Source organism: Streptomyces sp. NPDC096046, from assembly GCF_040303285.1.
Classification (GTDB): Bacteria; Actinomycetota; Actinomycetes; order Streptomycetales; family Streptomycetaceae; genus Streptomyces.
This window is the reverse complement of the sequence record NZ_JBEOSZ010000018.1, coordinates 120617-138831: the sequence shown is the minus strand read 5'-3', so window position 1 is coordinate 138831 and position 18215 is coordinate 120617. Positions and strand designations below refer to the sequence as shown.

General features: G+C 72.1%; 16 protein-coding genes and 1 pseudogene. 7 read left to right on the top strand and 10 right to left on the bottom strand.

Annotated features, from left to right (window positions below):
* Positions 1-110 precede the first annotated feature (110 nt).
* The gene (locus tag ABTX62_RS18300) at positions 111-1940 is read right to left on the bottom strand and encodes a DUF8508 domain-containing protein (RefSeq protein ID WP_352117118.1); all 1830 of its coding nucleotides are present in this window, start codon (positions 1938-1940) and stop codon (positions 111-113) included.
* A gap of 310 nt (positions 1941-2250) precedes the next feature.
* On the opposite strand from ABTX62_RS18300, the gene ABTX62_RS18295 reads away from it, so the two are divergent.
* From ABTX62_RS18295 to ABTX62_RS18280, 4 genes and pseudogenes are all read left to right on the top strand, one after another.
* Entirely contained in the window at positions 2251-3669 is a 1419-nt protein-coding gene (locus ABTX62_RS18295) for a hypothetical protein (protein WP_352117117.1), read from the top strand.
* Positions 3670-3742: 73 nt separating this feature from the next.
* Positions 3743-4244, top strand: a pseudogene (locus tag ABTX62_RS18290) (TROVE domain-containing protein); the annotation flags it as partial.
* Between the two features lie 237 nt (positions 4245-4481).
* A complete protein-coding gene (locus ABTX62_RS18285) occupies positions 4482-5507 on the top strand; it encodes a LacI family DNA-binding transcriptional regulator (protein WP_352117116.1) in 1026 nt (341 codons plus the stop codon).
* Between the two features lie 129 nt (positions 5508-5636).
* On the top strand, positions 5637-6206 hold the full coding sequence (locus ABTX62_RS18280; RefSeq protein ID WP_352117115.1) for a TetR/AcrR family transcriptional regulator: 570 nt from the start codon (positions 5637-5639) through the stop codon (positions 6204-6206).
* Between the two features lie 55 nt (positions 6207-6261).
* Here the strand turns inward: ABTX62_RS18280 and ABTX62_RS18275 are convergent, their stop codons facing one another.
* The 8 genes from ABTX62_RS18275 to ABTX62_RS18240 all read right to left on the bottom strand — a co-directional run bounded on the left by ABTX62_RS18275 (position 6262) and on the right by ABTX62_RS18240 (position 13907).
* The gene (locus ABTX62_RS18275; RefSeq protein ID WP_352117126.1) at positions 6262-7461 is read right to left on the bottom strand and encodes a TerD family protein; all 1200 of its coding nucleotides are present in this window, start codon (positions 7459-7461) and stop codon (positions 6262-6264) included.
* 64 nt (positions 7462-7525) lie between these two features.
* Complete coding sequence (locus ABTX62_RS18270; RefSeq protein WP_352117114.1) at positions 7526-7747, bottom strand: hypothetical protein; 222 nt, start codon at positions 7745-7747, stop codon at positions 7526-7528.
* 78 nt (positions 7748-7825) lie between these two features.
* Positions 7826-8815 carry a zinc-dependent alcohol dehydrogenase family protein gene (locus tag ABTX62_RS18265; RefSeq protein WP_352117113.1) on the bottom strand — a complete coding sequence of 330 codons (990 nt, stop codon included), beginning with the start codon at positions 8813-8815 and terminating at the stop codon, positions 7826-7828.
* Entirely contained in the window at positions 8812-9663 is an 852-nt protein-coding gene (locus ABTX62_RS18260; RefSeq protein ID WP_352117112.1) for a carbohydrate ABC transporter permease, read from the bottom strand. Before ABTX62_RS18260 ends, ABTX62_RS18265 begins: the two co-directional genes overlap by 4 nt.
* Complete coding sequence (locus ABTX62_RS18255) at positions 9660-10601, bottom strand: carbohydrate ABC transporter permease (protein WP_352117111.1); 942 nt, start codon at positions 10599-10601, stop codon at positions 9660-9662. Before ABTX62_RS18255 ends, ABTX62_RS18260 begins: the two co-directional genes overlap by 4 nt.
* Entirely contained in the window at positions 10598-11971 is a 1374-nt protein-coding gene (locus ABTX62_RS18250) for an ABC transporter substrate-binding protein (RefSeq protein ID WP_352117110.1), read from the bottom strand. The genes ABTX62_RS18255 and ABTX62_RS18250 overlap by 4 nt, the downstream gene beginning before the upstream one ends.
* Positions 11972-12053: 82 nt before the next feature.
* Positions 12054-12824 (bottom strand): DeoR/GlpR family DNA-binding transcription regulator, encoded by a 771-nt coding sequence (locus tag ABTX62_RS18245; RefSeq protein WP_352117109.1) that lies wholly within the window; start codon positions 12822-12824, stop codon positions 12054-12056.
* Positions 12825-13082: 258 nt separating this feature from the next.
* Positions 13083-13907, bottom strand: coding sequence for an NAD-dependent epimerase/dehydratase family protein (locus ABTX62_RS18240; RefSeq protein WP_352117108.1), 825 nt, complete (start codon positions 13905-13907; stop codon positions 13083-13085).
* A 224-nt stretch (positions 13908-14131) separates the two neighbouring features.
* Between ABTX62_RS18240 and ABTX62_RS18235 the strand changes: the two genes are divergently transcribed.
* Positions 14132-15073 carry a 5-dehydro-4-deoxyglucarate dehydratase gene (locus ABTX62_RS18235; RefSeq protein WP_352117107.1) on the top strand — a complete coding sequence of 314 codons (942 nt, stop codon included), beginning with the start codon at positions 14132-14134 and terminating at the stop codon, positions 15071-15073.
* Positions 15070-16233 carry a hypothetical protein gene (locus tag ABTX62_RS18230; protein WP_352117106.1) on the top strand — a complete coding sequence of 388 codons (1164 nt, stop codon included), beginning with the start codon at positions 15070-15072 and terminating at the stop codon, positions 16231-16233. The genes ABTX62_RS18235 and ABTX62_RS18230 overlap by 4 nt, the downstream gene beginning before the upstream one ends.
* Here the strand turns inward: ABTX62_RS18230 and ABTX62_RS18225 are convergent.
* The gene (locus ABTX62_RS18225) at positions 16170-17408 is read right to left on the bottom strand and encodes an MFS transporter (RefSeq protein WP_352117105.1); all 1239 of its coding nucleotides are present in this window, start codon (positions 17406-17408) and stop codon (positions 16170-16172) included. The genes ABTX62_RS18230 and ABTX62_RS18225 overlap by 64 nt on opposite strands.
* A gap of 132 nt (positions 17409-17540) precedes the next feature.
* On the opposite strand from ABTX62_RS18225, the gene ABTX62_RS18220 reads away from it, so the two are divergent.
* Positions 17541-18137, top strand: coding sequence for a TIGR03086 family metal-binding protein (locus ABTX62_RS18220; protein ID WP_352117104.1), 597 nt, complete (start codon positions 17541-17543; stop codon positions 18135-18137).
* Positions 18138-18215 lie beyond the last annotated feature (78 nt).

The window sequence follows — 18215 nt, the reverse complement described above, 5'->3', positions numbered from 1 at the left end:
GGCGTGGGTCCCCTGCTGCGGGCCTGGCGGGAGCAGCGGCGGGTCAGCCAACTGGAGCTGGCCCTGCGCGCGGCGGCCGGACCGCCGGTCCGGCCGGCCCCGCACAGGTGTCACGGGCGGAAACGCAGGATCTGCGGGTCGTGGTCGCTGATCTGGTCGTGGAACTCCGCGTTGACGTGCACGCTGTCGTACTCGAAGTCGCAGGCGCGGCGGATCGAGGGGCTGATCAGGATCTGGTCGAGGACCTGGCTGTTGCCCTGGTAGACGTAGGAGTAACGCTCGCCGCGCGGCAGGGACTTGATCGCCGACCACAGTTCGCCGCGGCCCTCCAGGAGCTGCGTGGTCCGCGAGAACTCGAAGTCGTTGATGTCTCCCAGCGCGATGACGTCCACGTTCTTCTGGGTGTCGAGGATGTCCTTGACGAAGGCGTTCACCAGGGCGGCCTGCTGGTGCCGTTGCGTCTCGGAGCTGCGGGACGGGGGCTGGTACTGAGCGGTCAGGCCCTGGTCGCCGCCCTTGGAGCCGAAGTGGTTGGCGATCACGAAGACCGTGCGGCCGCGGAAGACGAACTCGCCGGCCAGCGGCTTGCGGCTGTTCTCCCAGGCCTCGTCGGCAGGGGCGATGCGGCCCGGGCTGAGCGTCAGACGGGCCTTGCCGCGGATCTTCGTCACGTCGGTGGCCGTCGTGGCGTCGCCGCCCGCGCGGTCCGTGAACGAGACCCGCTCCGGGTTGAACAGGAACGCCTGGCGGATGTTGCCGCCCGGCTGACCGCCGTCGACGCCGTCGGCCGGGTCGATCGAACGCCAGTCGTACGTCGGGCCGCCGGCCGCGGTGATCGCGTCGATCAGCTTGGTCAGCGTCTGGTCGGCCGCGACCGTGCCGTCGTTCTCCGCGCCGTTGTTGTCCTGGATCTCCTCCAGGGACACGATGTCCGGCGACTTCAGGTTGTTCACGATCGCGGAGGCGTGGGCGGCGAACGTGTCGTCCGTCGGGTCGAGGTTCTCGACGTTGTAGGTGGCGACCGCGAGTTCGGAGGAGCGCTGCTTACGGGTCGTCTCGCGCTGCAGACCCGCGCTCTTCAGGGTGCCCAGCTCGCTCGCGACCAGGGTGTACCCGCCGAACTGGTTGTAGTCCAGAGGTCCCGCGGTGCTGCCCGTGAGGGTGTCGCCCACGTTCGCCTTGGGGAAGTCCGCCGTCGGTCCGAGGGACTGGATCTTGAGGCGGCCGGTGTTCTGGCCGTCGTAGGAGCCGTAGACCGTGCCGCCGTTGCGGTTGCGGTTCTCGTGCGGCTTCACCGTCACCCAGAGCTCGGTGTACGGGGTCGTGGCGCCGACGACGCGCGTGTCGGTGACCCGGACGGACATGCCCTCCAGCGCCTCGTAGTGGTCCAGGGCGTACGTCGAGGGCTTGAGGGGCAGCGCGTTGATCGAGCCGTTCGCGGCGGCGTCACCGGTCGGCGCGTAGGCGGCGGGGACCGAGCGCGAGGTGATCGCCGTGGCGGCGGGGAGCGCGTTGCCGCTGGAGACGACCGTGGTCGTCGGCTTGGTGATCTGCGTCAGCGACTGGTTGCCGGAGGCCGCGCCGCCGGGGACGTACTCCGCGACCGTGCCGCTGACCGTGACGGAGTCACCGACGGCGACACCCTTCGGCGCGGAGCCGGTGAAGACGAAGACGCCCTCGCTGGTCGCCGGGTCGGCGTCCGGGTTCGGGTCCTGGATCCAGAAGCCGCGGGACGAGCCGTAGCCCCGGATGCCGGTGACGATTCCGGCCACGTCCGTGACCTGCCGGCCGGCGTAGGGGGATATGCGGGTGCTGCCCTGGATGTCGTGGACGCGGACCGATTCCGCGTGCGCGGGGCTGGTGAGGACGATCGTGGATGCCGCGGAGCACGCGGCGGCGACGGTGAGCGCGGCGAGACGCGCGGACGACTTGCTCGGCAACGGGGTTCCCTCCGGGGACGTGACAGAGCGCCGGGACGAGGGCGGACACGTGTGGACTGGCTGGCTGTCGTCACCTGTGGGGGGTGCGGTGACGCGCGTAGAGGAAGGGGACGGACGGAACGGGTGGGGCCGGCCCGGTGAACAAGTGTCCGCCGACTTCTACGCGCGTCAATCTCCAGCCTGTTCATGTCACTTGTCAAGGTTTCGGCCATGTACGGTGGCTGACGGGCAGATGAAGTGGGCGGCATGGGTGGAAATCCGTCTAGGCTGAGCGGCTGAGTCGTATGAAGGCGCCCTAGGAGAACAGCCGATGTCAGACAGCTCCCCCCTGCCGCCGGTGCGGCTGCACACCGAAGCGGAGCTGGCGCGCGACGCACTGTCCACGCCGTTGCTGTCCCGGGCCGCCCGGCTCGCCCGCTGGGCCGGGCCGGACACCCGTGTCGACGCCGGGGGAGGGCTTGTCGACGAGCAGTTGCCCGCGGCCGCCGAGGCGCTCGGGCTGAGCGGGGACGACGCCGCCGCCGACGCGAGCGAGGCGTGGCGGGTCGCCGTGGACGCAGGGCTCGTCGAGGTCGTCGACGAGCAGGAGGGCACCGTGACGGCCGGTGAGGACCTGGCCCTGCTCACCGGTGGCGCGCCGCGGGACGTGCTCGCCGTGTGGCTCGCCGCCCTGGAGACCGTGCTCGCCGACGCGAGCGTGCCCGATCTCGACGGACTTCTGGCCGAGGACGGCGAGGTCGACCTCTCCGCCCTGGACTGGGACCCCGAGGCCGAGGCCGAGTTCCTCGACGGCGTGCTCGGCAACCTCTATCTGCTCACCGCAGCCGGGGACGGTCCCGGTGGCGCCCCGGTGCCGTTGCCGGCGCTGGCCGCCTCGGTGATCGTGCCCAGTGACATGGGCGAGCCCACCAACGACGTCCTGGAACAGGTCTCCGACGCGATGATGCGGCTGGACGACCAGTTCCGGATGCTGGAGCCGGTGGGCTTCGTCGAGTACCAGCCCGTCGACGAGGCGCTCATGGCCGACGCCGACGAGGAGCCCGCGGCACCCGTCGACGACACCGACGTCTCCCGCTACGGCATGGTCCGGCTCACCCCGCTCGGTCTGTACGGCCTGCGCGCCCGGCTGCTGGAGGCCGGGTTCGACGCACCGGCCGTCGGGGACCTCGCCGACAAGGGGGCCGACGCGCTGCTCGACGGCACGGCGGAGTTCCCTCCCGGTGCCGCGCAGGCCGAGACGGAGCAGTGGCTGCAGCGTCGGGAACCCCTCGTCGCGGCACGGGAGTTGCTGGCGGCGGCCCGCGGTTCGGACGCCGGGGCACCGCTGCGGCGGCTGCGCTGCCAGCAGGCCCTGTCGCTCGTCGGGCCGTCGGCCGAGCCCGCCTTGCGCGAGGTGCTCGACGACGCCGAGCTGGGCGGGCTCGCCCGGGTGTGGCTGACGGAGCACGGCGCGAGGGACGTGCCCGCGCCGTCCGAGGCGATGGTCTACTGGCTGACCATCGACACGGTGGCCGCCCAGCTCGCCGCGGAGGGGAACTCCGAGGAGCTGCGGGCGCTGGTGGAAGGGCTCGCGCAGCAGCACGACGGGTTCTTCGCGGCGGTGTGGCGGGTCGACCACCCCGCGACCGCCGATGTGCTGGAGGCCATGGGGCGGCTGCACCCCGACAAGAAGGTCGCGAAGGAAGCGCGGAAGGCCGCGTTCAAGGCGCGGTCCCAGCAAGGGGGCTGAGTGTTCCCGGCGGGTGCGGCGCCGTTGTGGCCGGTCGCGCCCGCGCGGCGGAGCCGCGTATGAGAACAGGCCCGCGCCCCTGGGCTACCGCTTCGGCGACGTCCTCAGCCTGGTGCACGCGGCGCCGGACCCGGACAGGCCGTGGCAGGGCGAGCTGTTCCGCCACGCCCTCGACCGCCGCCACCACCCCGACACCGCCGTACCGCCCGCGTCGGACCATGTCCTGGCGGCCCACCGCGAACTGATGGCGCTGCCCGTCCGGGAACGGCGTGCGGTCGTGACCGCCGAGGGCGGTGCCCAGCGGCTGGCCGCGGCCGGGATGACGTGGGGTCATCCCGGCCGCGGCCGGGATGACGTGGGAGGCGCTGGCGGGCTGGTCGCAGGGGCCGATGGACAAGGCGGCCTGGGAGGCCGTGATCCCCTCCATGGGCACCATGGCGCTCGTGCGGAACCTGCGGAACTTCGACGAGGCCGGTGTCTCGGACGAGGTGGCCGAGCGGGTCGCCGCGCGGACCAGCGACCCGGCCGAGGTCGCACGCTCGCGGCAGTTCCCCTTCCGGTACCTCGCCGCGTACCTACCGGGACGTGCTCGGTCCGGCAGAGCAGGCCGATGGGGCGGGGGCCGCGCCGGGGGGTCCGTCCTCGGAACGGCGCGATGGGCCCTCATACCGACTGACTGGCGTTGACGCGCCAACCGCTGTGGGCGAACACCCCACGACACGGCCTCTTCTCGCCTACGCGGGTGCGGACCGGCGGGGGCGTCCGTCCGGCTGCCCTGCCGGGCGGGCGGCGGCGCCGATACAGTGCTGAGCGTGTGGACCGACAATCAGCGTGCCGAACGGCTTGACGGTGCCCGGCGCCGGGCCACGATCCACGACGTCGCACGCCTGGCCGGGGTGTCGCGCCAGACGGTCTCCCGGGCGGTCAACGACAAAGGCGAGATCGACCCCGGCACCAAGGAGCGCGTCCTGGAGGCGGCGCGGCTCCTGGACTACCGGCCAAGCCGTTTCGCCCGCGGACTCGTCCAGAAGGGCGCGGTGACGGCCGGCCTGGTCATCCCGGACCTGCGCAACCCGTTCTTTCCCGAAGTGGCCGCCGGGGTGCTGGAGGCGGCCGAGCAGCGCGGCTGGCAGGTCGTCGTGTGGGACTCCCGGATCGACGAGGCCAGGGAGCGGGAGGCGCTCGACGTGCTCTCCCACCAGGCGGACGCTGTCGTGGGCTACTTCAAGGACCCGGACGACGTGCTCGCCCGGCACCTCGGGGGCGTTCCGCTGGTGCTGCTGGAGCGCGGACCGCGACAGACCCGGTTCGCGGCCGTGGGCATCGACGCCGCCACCGGCGTCGAACAGGGCATGAACCATCTGTTCCGCGCCGGGCACCGCAGGATCGGCATGCTGGACGGCGTGCACGGCCCCGGCCCCCGCAGACAGGCCTTCCTGGAGCAGGCCCGGCGGCTCGGCCTGCCCGTCGACGAGGGCTGGGTCGTGACGTGTCCCGAGCACAGCGTGGCGGGCGGCGAGGCCGGCATGGACCGGTTGCTGACCGCGCGGCCCGGGATCACCGCGGTCTTCGGCTTCAACGACCTGATCGCGGTCGGGGCGACGCGCGCCGCCCGCCGCCGTGGCCGGAGCGTCCCGCAGGACCTGGCCGTGCTCGGTTTCGACGGCCTCTCCCTGGGCGAGCTGGTCGAACCCGCCCTGACCACCCTGCACATCGACAAGCGGCAGTTGGGACGGCTGGCCGTGGAGCAGGTGGCCCGGCTGCGCGCGGGTGAGGAGCCACTGCGGGGCGCCGACGCGTGGGTGACGCCCGCACTCGTGATCCGCGACTCCGCCTGATTCCGGCCGGTCCGGTGCGCCGGGGGCGCTGATCATCCAGGACGCGACCGACGGCTTCGGCCGCCCGGCCCGGGGTCCGCCGTCTCGGTAGGGTGCGTGGAGAGTCCCCGGTTCGTGAGGAGTGGTCGCGTGGTGCGGGTCAGGCCCATGCGGGCGGATGCCCGGCGTAACCACGAGCGGTTGCTGAGGGTGGCCGTGGAGGCGTTCGCCGAGCACGGAGAGGGTGCCTCGCTCGACGACATCGCCAAGCGTGCCGGGGTCGGCTCCGGCACGCTCTACCGGCACTTCCCGACCCGGCGGGCGCTGCTGGAGGCCGCGTACCTGGACCGGGTCGAGGCGATCGCGGCCCGGGCCGGTGTGCTCGCCGCCGAACGGTCACCGGGCGAGGCGCTGGGGGAGTGGCTGTACGAACTGGGCGCCGGGATGATCCGGATGCGCGGGCTGAAGGCGCTGCTGGGTCCGGCCGTCACGGACTCCGGGTCCCTCGTGAACACGGCCTGCGGCGACTCGGTCAAGGCCGCGGCGGGGCGGCTGGTGCGGGCGGCGCAGGAGGAGGGCACGCTGCGGCGGGACGTCGACCCGATCGATGTGCTGCGGCTGGCGCACGGGGTGGCGACGGCGTCGGAACTGGCGGACGGGGAGGACCGGCACATCCGGCGGTATCTGACGCTGCTGATGGAGGGACTGGGGCGTCGCTGATCCCGCGAGCCGGACGCCCCCTGGAAGGGGGCGTCCCGGGAGGCCGGTGCGGTGCTTACAGGGCCTGCGCCGCCGGTTTCACCATCCCCCTCACCGTGCGGGACTTCACGAAGTCGCCCATGGCCGTCATGTCCCACTCGCCGGAGAACTGGCGGATCAGCTTGGCCATCAGGACGCCGGTCTGGGGCTCGGCGCTGGTGAGGTCGAAGCGGACCAGTTCCTCGCCGGTCGTGCCGTCCAGAAGGCGGCAGTAGGCCTTGGCGACCTCCGTGAACTTCTGGCCGGAGAAGGAGTTGACCGTGAAGACCAGGCCCGTGACCTCCTGGGGCAGTCGGCCGAGGTCGACCGTGATGACCTCGTCGTCGCCGCCGCCCTCGCCCGTGAGGTTGTCGCCGGAGTGCCGGATCGCGCCGCCCACGATCTGCAGCTTGCCGAAGTAGCAGCTGTCGATGTGGTTGCGCTGCGGCCCGTAGGCGATGACCGAGGCGTCCAGGTCGATGTCCTTGCCGCGGTACGCGGGCTCCCAGCCGAGTCCCATCCTGACCGAGGAGAGCAGGGGGCGGCCGCCCTTGATCAGAGAGACGGTCTGGTTCTTCTGGAGGCTGACGCGGCCCTTGTCGAGGTTGATCTTCCCGGCGCCGGGCGCGGGCGGCGGAGGTGTGGCCGGGGCGGCCGGAGGCGCGGCGGGAGCGGAGAGGGGTGGGGCGGGCGGCTGCACCGGGGCCGGCGGCGGGGTCATCGGCTGGGCCGGGGCGGCGGCCGGCTCCTCCACCGTGACTCCGAAGTCCGTGGCGATGCCCGCGAGGCCGTTGGCGTATCCCTGACCGACGGCCCGGGCCTTCCACTGGCCGTTGCGCAGGTAGACCTCCACGATCACCAGGGCCGTCTCGTCACCGAGCTGCGGGGGCGTGAAGGACGCGAGGACGGAGTTGTCGTCCGCGTTGCGGATCGTGGCCGTCGGTTCGATGCCCCGGAAGGTCTGGCCCGCGGCGTCCGGGCTGGCCGTGACGACGATCTTCTCGATGCCGGGCGGCACGGTGGTCGTGTCGACCACGATCGCGTCGGGCGCACTGCCGCCGCCCGAGCGGTAGGTCACGCCCGCGCCCGAGGGCTGGTTGTAGAAGATGAAGTCGTCGTCGGAGCGCACCTTGCCGTCGGCGGTGAGCAGCAGGCCCGATACGTCGAGCCGCACCGGGGCGGCGACGTCCACCGTCACGCGGGCGGCGGAGAGGGGGATGTTCGAGCCGGGGGTCATAGCTGTCATGCCGGGTGAACGAGCGAGGTGGTTTTGCCGTTCCCTTACCTTGGGGCCAATCGGGTCAGCGGCGATTGCGGGGGTGGTCCCGGGCGGCGCGTTCGTTGCCCCGCTTGTAGTCGCCGGTCCAGCGGGCCATGACGAGCTGCGGGTCGGAGGTCTCGACCTCGGCGAGGAACTGTGCGGCCCGGGGGCCGTTCAGCAGGGTGGCGGGGCGGCCGTGGTGGGTGATGCGGACGGTTCCGCCCGCGTGCCGCTCGTAGGCGAATCCGTGGGGTCTTGGCATGGCGTGAGCGTACGGGGGCGGGGGCGGGCGTCCCACCGGATTTCGCCCGCCTTCGCCCCTGCGCGGTGGCCCGTCGCCCTACGGCACGACCACGATCTTGCGGCCGACCCCGGAGGCGAACTGCTCCAGCGCCTCGGGGTACCGCTCCAGCGGGATACGGTCGCTGATGAAGATCTCCGGGTCGAGGACGCCGTTCGCGAAGAGTTCCGCCGCGCGCTCGAAGCTGTGCAGGACGGCCATCGAACCCGTGATGGTGATCTCCTGGTTGTAGACGCGGTACGGGTCGATCGTCACGCGCGTCGCGTAGTCCGCCACCCCGAACTGCAGGAACGTGCCCGCCTTGGCCACCCGGTCCAGGCCGTCCTGGATCGCCGCCGCGTTGCCCGTGGCGTCGACGACCAGGTCCCAGCCCTGCGGGCGGTCCAGTTCGTCGGGGTTCGCCGCGGACGCCGAGACGCCGAGGCGGCGGGCCGTCTCCAACCGGGCGGGGTTCACATCGACCACGTCCACGCTCGCCGCGCCGGTGCGCTTGGCCAGCTCCAGCATCATCAGGCCCATCGTGCCGGAGCCGTAGATCAGCACGTGTGCGCCGAGACGTGACTGGAGGACGTCGTAGCCGCGGACCGCGCAGGACAGCGGTTCCACGAGCGCAGCGTCCTCGGTGCGGACATGGTCGGGGAGCTTGACGCAGTTCGCCACGGGGGCGACCGCGTACCGTGCCGCTCCTCCGGCGGTCGTGACGCCGATCGCCGCCCAGCGTTCGCAGAGGTTGTTGTGGCCGGTGCGGCAGTAGCGGCACTCGAAGCAGTACAGGGACGGGTCGACGGCGACCCGGTCGCCCACCGCCACCTCGGTGACCTGCGTGCCGACCCCGACCACCTCGCCCGCGAACTCGTGCCCGGGCACGATCGGCAGCTTCGGGGCGAACTCGCCCTGGAGGATGTGGAGATCGGTTCCGCACAAGCCGCAGGCCGCGACCTCGACCACGACGTCACGCGGTCCTGGCGTCGGGTCCGGGACCTCGATGACGACGGCCCTGCCCACGGACTCGATGACGGCGGCCTTCATTTCACGGCTCCCAACGACAGACCCTGGACCAGCTTGTCCTGGGCGGCGAACCCCGCGGCGAGCACCGGCAGGGAGATGACGAGCGACGCGGCGCACACCTTCGCCAGGAACAGGCCCTGGCTGGTGATGAAGCCGGTCAGGAAGACGGGGGCGGTCTCGGCGACCACACCGGTCAGCACCCGGGCGAACAGCAGCTCGTTCCAGCTGAAGATGAAGCAGATCAGGGCGGTGGCGGCGATGCCGGGCAGGGAGATCGGTGCGACCACGCGCGCGAGGACCGTCGGCAGCCGTGCTCCGTCCACCCGGGCCGCCTCGATCACCGCGACCGGGATCTCGGCGAGGAACGACTGCATCATCCACACCGCGATCGGCAGGTTCATGGAGGTGTAGAGGATGACCAGCAGCCAGATGTTGTCGAGCATCCCGGCGTTCTTGGCGAACAGGTAGATCGGCAGCAGGCCGGCCACCACGGGCAGCATCTTCGTGGAGAGGAAGAAGAACAGCACGTCCGTCCACCTGCGGACGCGGTTGATGGACAGCGCGTACGCCGCCGGGAAGGCCAGCAGCAGGACCAGCAGTGTCGAGGCCACGGACGCGACCAGGGAGTTGATCAGGGCCGGCCAGGGGCTGGCGCCGCCGCCCGCGCCGAAGAACTCGCGGTAGCCGTCCAGGGTCAGCGAGGCCGCGAAGGACGGCGGGTTGGTCGCCGCGTCCGCCTCCGAGTGCAAGGACGTCAGCGCCATCCACGCGATGGGCAGGAAGAACGTGATGCCGAGCAGCCAGGCCAGCAGGCCCAGGCCCGCTCCCTTGCCACGGACACGGCGGGCACGCGGTGCGGTGGTGCTCATGCGCGGGACACCTCCTCGCGGAACAGGGACGACACCACGCGCAGGGCGAAGGTCGCGATGACGATCGAGCCGATGACCACCAGGACGCCCGCGGCCGAGGCGAGTCCGTTCTCATGGGCCTGGTAGAAGCTCTGGTAGACGGTGTAGGGGAGGTTGGCGGTGCCCAGGCCGCCGGACGTGATCGTGAAGACCGCGTCGAAGTTCTGGACGATGTAGATCGAGCCCAGCAGGGCGCCCAGTTCGAGGTAGCGGCGCAGGTGGGGGAGCGTCAGATGGACGAAGATCTGCCAGTCGCCCGCCCCGTCGACCCGGGCCGCCTCGATCTGCTCGTGGTCCCGGCTCTGCAGGCCGGCGAGCAGGATCAGCATCATGAACGGCGTCCACTGCCACACGAGGGAGGCCTCGACGGCGAGCAGCGGGGTGGTGGAGATCCAGTCGGGCTGTGGGCCGCCCACATAGTGCAACAACCCGTTCAACAGGCCGTATTCAGGGTTGTAGAGCACATGTTTCCAGAGCAGGGCCGCCGCGACGGGCACCACCAGGAAGGGCGCGATCAGCAGGGTCCGTACGAGGCCCCGGCCGCGGAACCTCCGGTCCAGCAGCAGGGCCAGGACGAGTCCGATGACCAGGCTGGCCAGGACCACCGCCACCGTGAGCAGCACGGTCGTCCACACCGACTGGCGCAGGCCCGGATCGGTGAGGACCTCCCGGTAGTTGTCGACGCCGGTGAAGCGGCGGGCGTCGGGATAGAGGGAGTTCCAGTCGAAGAACGAGATCACCAGCGTGGCCACGAAGGGCAGCTGGGTGACGACGATCATGAAGATCAGGGCGGGCAGCAGCGGGGCGCGGATGGCCCAGGCGCGCAGCCGGGTGGAGGGGCGGCGGACCGGGGTGTGCAGCTCTGGTGCGGCCACGGGGGCCGTCGTGGTGGCGGTCATCGTCCCTCGTACTCCTCGGAGATCTTCTCGGCGAGCGCTTGCGACTTCCTCAGGGCCTCCTCGACGGACTGTCGTCCGGCGATGGCCGCGCTGATCTCCTGGGAGACCTTGGTGCCGAGGTCCGTGAACTCGGGGATGCCGACGAACTGGATGCCGGGGGCGGGCCGCGGCTGCACGCCGGGGTCGTTGGGCCGGGCCTTCTCGATGGCCTCCTTGGTCATCTCCTGGAAGGCACCGGCCTCCTTGCGGTAGTCGGGGTTGGCGTAGGTCGACGCCCGCTTGCCGGCCGGGACGTCGGACCAGCCGGAGGTGTCGCCGACCAGTTCCTCGTAGCCCTTGCCGGACGCCCAGGAGACGAACTTCCAGGCGTCGTCCGGGTTGCGGGAGGCCTTCTGAATGCCCCAGGCCCAGGTGTAGAGCCAGCCGGAGGACTTCGTCTTCTCGACGGGCGCGGGGGCGTAGCCGATCTTGCCCTTGACGGGGGAGTTCGCCGCCTCCAGGGAACCGGCCGCGGAGGTGGCGTCGTACCACATCGCGACCTTGCCCTGGGTCATGTTGTTCAGGCACTCGGCGAAGCCGGACTGGGCGGCGCCGGACTCGCCGTGCTCGCGCACCAGGTCGACATAGAACTTCGTCGCCGCCTCGAAGGCGGGGGAGTCGAGCCGGGCTTTCCAGTCCTTGTCGAACCAGGTGCCGCCGAAGGTGTTCACGACCGTGGTGAGCGGGGCCATCACCTCGCCCCAGCCGGGCAGGCCGCGCAGGCAGATGCCCTTCATGCCGGGCTCGGCGCCGTCCGCCTTCGCCGCGAGGTCCGCCACCTGCCGCCAGGTGGGGTGCGCGGGCATCGTCAGGCCCTTCTTCCCGAACACGTCCTTGCGGTACATCAGGAACGACGACTCGCCGTAGAAGGGCTGGCCGTAGAGCTTGCCGTCGTCGGCGGTGAGGGACTGGCGCATCGGCTTCAGGATGTCCCGCTCGTCGTAGGCCGGGTCCTCGGCGACGTAGCCGTTCATCTCGTGCAGCCAGCCGTTGCGGGCGTAGATCGGTATCTCGTAGTTGGACAGCGTGGCGACGTCGTACTGCCCGGCCTGGTTGGCGAAGTCCTGGCTGATCTTGTCGCGGACATCGTTCTCGGGCAGGACCGTGAAGTTGACCTCGATGCCCGTCTCCTCGGTGAAGTGGGCGCGGGTCAGCTTCTGCAACTCGACCATCTGCGGGTTGTTGACCATGAGGACGTTGATGGCGTCGCCGCCGGAACCGGTCCCGCCCGCGCCGACCCAGCAGCCGGACAGCAGCGGGGCGAGCAGCGTCCCTGCGGCGGCCAGGGCGAGCGTGGCTCGCGGTGGCCGTCGTCGGCTCTGGGTTCGCATGGATCGCTCCTGGATGTATGGGGAGATAAGGGGCAACGCAAGGCGTGGGGGCGCCCTGGGAGGTCGTGGGGCCGATGTGCGGTCAGACCCGGATGACCTGCGGTCCGAGCAGCGAGTAGCGGTGGGCCTCGGCGGTCGGCAGCAGGGTGCTCGTCACGATCGCCTCCAGCGCGGCGACCTCGGCGAACCGGCAGAAGCTGACCGCCCCGAACTTGGTGTGCACGCCCGCGAAGACCACACGGCGGGCCGCCCGGATCGCCTGGGCCTTGACCTCGCTGACGGCCGGGTCGGGGGTGGTGAGGCCGTGTTCGCGGGAGATGCCGTTGGCGCCGATGAAGGCGAGGTCGACGACGAAGCCGGACAGCATCTTCGTCGTCCAGTGGTCGACGGTGGCGAGGGTGCCGCGCCGCACCCGGCCGCCGAGCAGCAGCACCGAGATGTGCTCGGCCTCGGCGAGGACGCCCGCGACCGGCAGGGACGCGGTGACCACGGTCAGCGGCCGGTCCCGGGGGAACGCCTCGGCGATGAGCTGGGGGGTGTAGCCCTCGTCGACGAAGACGGTCTCCGCGTCTCCGAGCAGCTCCGCCGCGGCGGCCGCGACCCGGCGCTTCTCGGGGACGTGGCTGGTGGCCCGGAAGGCGAGCGTCGTCTCGAAGCCGGCGCTCTCCACGGGGTAGGCGCCGCCGTGGGTGCGGCGCAGCAGGCCGTGGTCCTCCAGGACGCGCAGGTCCCGCCGCACGGTCTCCTTGGCCACGCCCAGCTCGGTGGCGAGGACGGTGACGTCGACCGTGCCGTCACGTCGTGCGGCCAGCACGATCGCGCGCCGGCGTTCTTCCGCCGTACTGGTACTCATGCCGACACGTGCCTTCCGCTCTGCTGCCCGTTCGGGCCCTGTGCGGCCCATGGGGGAAGTTCTACAGCGGGCGTGCGGCACTGACCAGGCCTGTTGGGGAATGGATGCTGCCCGGTTGTGCCCGTCTATGCGGGGTTGGGCCCGTCACGGACCTGCGTCGGGGTCCCTCGGGAGGTGGGATCGGGCAGCGGTGATGCCCGAACACGAGGGCGGGCGGGCCCGTTCGGTGCCCGCCCGCCTTCGTGACGACTTCTCCGGTCAGTACGGCCAGATCGGCGGGTCCGTCACGAAGTGGCCGCCCAGGTAGGCGTGCGCCTCGTTCTCCGGGTCCAGCTCGCCCTGCTCGGCGATGAGCTTCTCGGCGAACGGCTCGGAGTCGTCCTGCGGCTCGTAGCCGAGCGCTCGGGCGCTGGTGAGATCCCACCACAGCCGGGTGTTGGCGGAGGAGCCGTGGACGACGGTGTGGCCGACGTGCTCGGCGGTCAGCGCCGCGTGGAGGAGGCGGGCGCCGTCGGCGGGGCTCATCCACACCGAGAGCATGCGCACGCTGGTCGGCTCGGGGAAGCAGGAGCCGATGCGCACCGAGACCGTCTCCAGGCCGTGCTTGTCCCAGTAGAACTGCGCGAGGTCCTCGCCGAAGCACTTGGACAGGCCGTAGAAGGTGTCCGGGCGGCGCGGGGTGCCGACCGGGATGAGCGCGCCCGGATCGAGGGGCGCGTCGCCCCGGGGGCGCGGGGTGTAGCCGACGGCGTGGTTGGAGGAGGCGAAGACGATCCGGCCCACGCCCTCCTCGCGGGCGGCCTCGTACAGGTGGTAGGTGCCCTCGATGTTCGCCTTGAGGATCTTCTCGAAAGGGGCTTCCAGGGAGATGCCCGCGAGATGGATGATCGCGTCGACGCCCCGGACCGCCTCGCGTACGGCGTTCCGGTCGGCGAGGTCGGCGGTGATCGCCTCGGGGGCGCCCTCGATCGGGCGCATGTCCAGCAGGCGCAGGTCGTAGCCGTAGTCCGGGAGCAGGTCCCGCATCAGGGTGCCGAGGCCACCGGCGGCGCCGGTGAGCAGGACGGTGCGGGGAGCGGGCATCCTCGGATCTCCTTGATCGCCAACCATGTGCACATGAGCGCACGGCATTCATATGCGTGGACACGCTAAGGATCAGGGGCGGAGCCCGTCAAGTATGTCGTGGAGAGGGGGAATTCGCAGGTGCGTCGCGGGTGGGCGTGCTTGACCGGCCCTGAGGCGGCGCCTTAGCGTGGACTGGTTCAGAAACATAGACGCCAATCATGCATATGGAACCGGGAGAGCTCGTGACGTCAGCCCCTCTCGCCGCTCGACTCGCCATCCCCAGCGGACCGCTGTTCTTCCCGGTCACCGCCTTCGCGCCCGACGGCTCCGTGGACCTCGACACCTACCGCGCGCACGTCCGCCGCGGGGTGGAGGCCGGGGCCGCCGCCGTGTTCGCCTGCTGCGGCACCGGCGAGTTCCACGCACTGACGCCCGAGGAGTTCGAGGCCTGCGCACGGGCCGCCGTCGAGGCCGCCGGCGGTCGCGTGCCGGTCGTCGCGGGCGCCGGGTACGGCACCGCGCTCGCCGTGCGCTACGCCCGCCTCGCCGAGGCCGCCGGTGCGGACGGCCTGCTCGCCATGCCGCCCTACCTCGTCGTCGCCGGGCAGGAGGGGCTGCTGCGGCACTACCGGGAGGTGGCCGCCGCGACCGCCCTGCCGGTCATCGTCTACCAGCGCGACAACGCCGTGTTCACCCCGGAGACGGTCGTCGGACTCGCCCGCACGGACGGGATCATCGGCCTCAAGGACGGGCTCGGCGACCTCGACCTCATGCAGCGCGTCGTCAGCGCCGTCCGCACCGGAACCTCCGGCGACTTCCTCTACTTCAACGGCCTGCCGACCGCCGAACAGACCCAGCTCGCCTACCGCGCCCTCGGTGTGACGCTCTACTCGTCCGCCGTCTTCTGCTTCGCGCCGGAGATCGCCCTCGCCTTCCACCGGGCCCTCGGCACCGGTGACGACACCACCGTGCGCAGACTGCTGGACGGCTTCTACGGCCCGTTCGTCGAACTGCGCGCCCGAGGCCGCGGATACGCCGTCGCGCTGGTCAAGGCCGGGGTACGGCTGCGCGGCCTCGACGTCGGGGAGGTGCGGCCCCCGCTGCACGAGCCGGCCGGGGATCATGTCAAGCAGCTCGCCGAACTGATCGAGCGGGGCTACGCGCTGCTGGAGGAGACCAAGTGAAGGCGTCGGCGTTCGTCTACCCCTGGGACGTCAACGGGGACCCGGAGGCACCCGCGCGCATCGCCGCGCTCGGCGTGCGGCAGGTGACGCTCGCCGCCGCCTACCACTCCACGCGCGCCCTCACGCCCCGCCATCCGCGCCACCGCATCGTCACCGCCGAGCACGCCGCCGTGCTGTACCCGGCGGACGACCGCTGGGCCGGGCGTGAGCTGCGCCCCTACGCGGCCGGTGCCTGGGCCCCCGGCGACGCCTTCGGCGAGGCCGCCGGCGCGCTCACCGAGGCCGGTCTGGAGGTGCACACCTGGGTCGTCCTGGCGCACAACTCCCGCCTCGGTGCCGAACACCCGGACACCTCGGTCGTCAACGCCTACGGCGACCGCTATCCCTGGGCGCCGTGCATCGCGCAGCCCGCCACCCGCGCGTACCTGACCGACCTGGCGGCCGATGCGGCGGTCCGGCCCGGGGCGCGCGGCACCGAACTGGAGTCCCTCGGCTGGTACGGACTGCAGCATCTGCACGCCCACGACAAGACCGGCGGCATCGGCCTCGGGGACGCCGGGCAGTACCTGATGGCGCTGTGCTTCTGCCCGTCCTGCAGGGAGGGCTACGGCCGGCACGGCCTGGACGCCGACGAACTGGCGGCCGCCGTACGGACCGCGCTGGAGCCGGTCTGGCAGGGCGCCCCCTCCGACGGAGGCTGGACGGGCGTCGAGAAGCTCCTCGGTGACACCCTCGCGAACCTCACGCGCGGGTACCGCGACGACACCGCCCGCACCCTCCAGGAGCAGGCCGTCGCGGCGGTCCGCGCGGCGGCACCCGAAGGTTTCCAGGTGCTGCTGCACGCGGATCCGGTGTCGTACCACGTCGGCGCCAATCCCGGGGTCGACCCGGCGCACATCCTGTCCGTCGCGGACGGTGTGGTCGTGCCCTGCGCGGGCGGCACCGGCACGCTGACACCGTTCGCACGGCAGGACCGACGGGGCGCCGTCATCGCGGCCAACTTCACCGTCGTCTCGGGGATGGGCGGCAGCCCGGGCACCCTCGCCGCCGACGCCGCCGGGGCACGGGAGATCGGGGCCACCGAACTGCGGCTCTATCACGCGGGGTTGGCGTCCGACGGCGACCTGGAGGCGGTCCGCTCCGCCCTCGCCGGGCTCTGACACAGCGCGGCCGCCGCCACCAGCAGGGCCGCGCCCAGGGCCACCAGCACCAGCCGGTGGCTCACCAGCTCGACCAGGGCCGCCCCGGCGGCCAGCCCCACCACGTTCGGTGCGTACACCAGGGTGTGGGCGGTGGCCGTGACCCGGCCCAGCAGCGCACCCGGTGTCTCGTGCTGCACGCAGGTCAGCGCGGCGATCAGCACGGCGGGCAGCCCCACGCCGATCGCCGCGCCGCACACCAGCGCGACCGGCTCGGACGGCACCCCCCGCAGGGCCACGGCGACGGCCAGCAGGGCGATCCCGGACGCCGCGAAGCGCCGAGCGCCCAGATGGCGCAAGGCGGTGCCGGAGAGCAGGCCGACCGCGACCGAACCGGCGCCCTGCACGGCGTACAGTACGCCGGTGTACGCGGGGGAGTGCCCGAGGGCGTCGACGACGGCGTACACCATCGCCCCGTTCAGACCGGCGCAGAGCATGGCGGCGCCGCCCGCCAGGACCAGGGGGCGCAGCACGGGGTGCGCCCACAGGTGCCGGACGCCCTCGGCGGCCCGCCGCCGAGGGCGTCCGGTGGGCGGCGCGGGCTTGTCCTCCTGTACGCGTACGGCCGCGTACAGGGCCGTGGCCAGCACGAACGTCGCCGCGTCCAGGAGGGCGACACTCGCGCCGCCGTACGCCGCGTACAGGCCCGCGCCCGCCGGCGGGGCCAGGAGTTTCATGCCCTCGGCGGCCGTCACGCGCAGACCGTTGAAGTCGCCGAGCAGGGACGGGCCGACGGCGGTCGCGACCAGGGCCGACTCTGCCGCGTCGTGGACGACGCCCGCGGTGCCGTATACGAACAGCACGGCGTAGAGCAGCCAGAGATCCCCCGGGCCGTCGACGGCCACGAGGGCGAGCAGGAGGGCGCCCAGCAGCAGGTTCGCGCCGATCAGCAGCGGTTTGCGGCGGACCCGGTCGGCGAGGATGCCCAGCAGCGGTCCGGCCGGCGTCGGCAGCCACATGGCGAGCAGGCACAGCGCCGCCAGGCCGTCCGAGCCGGTGAGGTCCTTGACCCACACGCCGGATGCCAGCCACAGGGCCGAGGCACCGAAGCCGGAGACCACCACTCCGGAGAGACAGAGCCCCGCGTTGCGGTCGCGCAGGACATGCACCACGGGCCAGGTTGTTGAGGTCGTCATGCCTGGTCATCGTGGTTCTAAGGCCCGTTAGCGGGGATCGGGGAAGTGCCGTAGAGATCGGGCGGCCGGGCGATGAGTTCCGCGGTCGCCCTCGGTCTACCTCCCAGGTACCCGAACCAGGAGGAACAGCCGATGACCGACACCACCCCGACCCTCGACCTCGGACCGCAGACGGCGGTCCTGGCGCGCCTGGCCGAAGGCGTCACCGACGAGCGGCTGACGGACCCGACCCCCTGTCCGGAATACGCGGTGCGCCACCTGCTCGGCCACCTGGTCGGGCTGACCGTCGCCTTCCGTGACGCCGGCCGCAAGGACCTGGGTGTCACCACCGACACCAGCCCGGACTCCGCGCTCCCGGACATCGGGCCGGGCTGGCGCGAGGAGCTGCCCAAGGTCCTCGCCGAACTGGCCGAGGCCTGGCGCGACCCGGCCGCCTGGACCGGCATGACCCGGGCCGGGGGCGTGGACCTGCCCGGCGAGGTCGCCGGCCTCGTCGCCACCGACGAGCTGGTGATCCACGGCTGGGACCTGGCCCGCGCGACGGGCCAGGTGTACACCCCCGATCCGGCCGCGCTCCAGGTCTGCCACGACTTCCTCGCCGCGGCGGTCGGCGACCCCGGCCGGGGCGACATCTTCGGCCCCGTCGTCCCCGTCGGGCCGGACGCGCCCCTGCTGGACCGGGCCGTGGGGCTGAGCGGGCGGGATCCGGGGTGGCAGCCCAGGTCGTAGAAAGCGATTGCCACTTCCTGCGTCAGAAGCATTGACGAAACAAACGCGCCCTCCTACCGTCATCGCGTCGTACTTCGT

Coding starts and splice junctions, on each gene's coding strand:
- ABTX62_RS18295 (WP_352117117.1), top strand. CDS start 2,251: ATGTCAGACAGCTCCCCCCTGCCGCCGGTGCGGCTGCACACCGAAGCG.
- ABTX62_RS18275 (WP_352117126.1), bottom strand. CDS start 7,461: ATGACCCCCGGCTCGAACATCCCCCTCTCCGCCGCCCGCGTGACGGTG.
- ABTX62_RS18270 (WP_352117114.1), bottom strand. CDS start 7,747: ATGCCAAGACCCCACGGATTCGCCTACGAGCGGCACGCGGGCGGAACC.
- ABTX62_RS18265 (WP_352117113.1), bottom strand. CDS start 8,815: ATGAAGGCCGCCGTCATCGAGTCCGTGGGCAGGGCCGTCGTCATCGAG.
- ABTX62_RS18260 (WP_352117112.1), bottom strand. CDS start 9,663: ATGAGCACCACCGCACCGCGTGCCCGCCGTGTCCGTGGCAAGGGAGCG.
- ABTX62_RS18255 (WP_352117111.1), bottom strand. CDS start 10,601: ATGACCGCCACCACGACGGCCCCCGTGGCCGCACCAGAGCTGCACACC.
- ABTX62_RS18250 (WP_352117110.1), bottom strand. CDS start 11,971: ATGCGAACCCAGAGCCGACGACGGCCACCGCGAGCCACGCTCGCCCTG.
- ABTX62_RS18245 (WP_352117109.1), bottom strand. CDS start 12,824: ATGAGTACCAGTACGGCGGAAGAACGCCGGCGCGCGATCGTGCTGGCC.
- ABTX62_RS18240 (WP_352117108.1), bottom strand. CDS start 13,907: ATGCCCGCTCCCCGCACCGTCCTGCTCACCGGCGCCGCCGGTGGCCTC.
- ABTX62_RS18225 (WP_352117105.1), bottom strand. CDS start 17,408: ATGACGACCTCAACAACCTGGCCCGTGGTGCATGTCCTGCGCGACCGC.
- ABTX62_RS18220 (WP_352117104.1), top strand. CDS start 17,541: ATGACCGACACCACCCCGACCCTCGACCTCGGACCGCAGACGGCGGTC.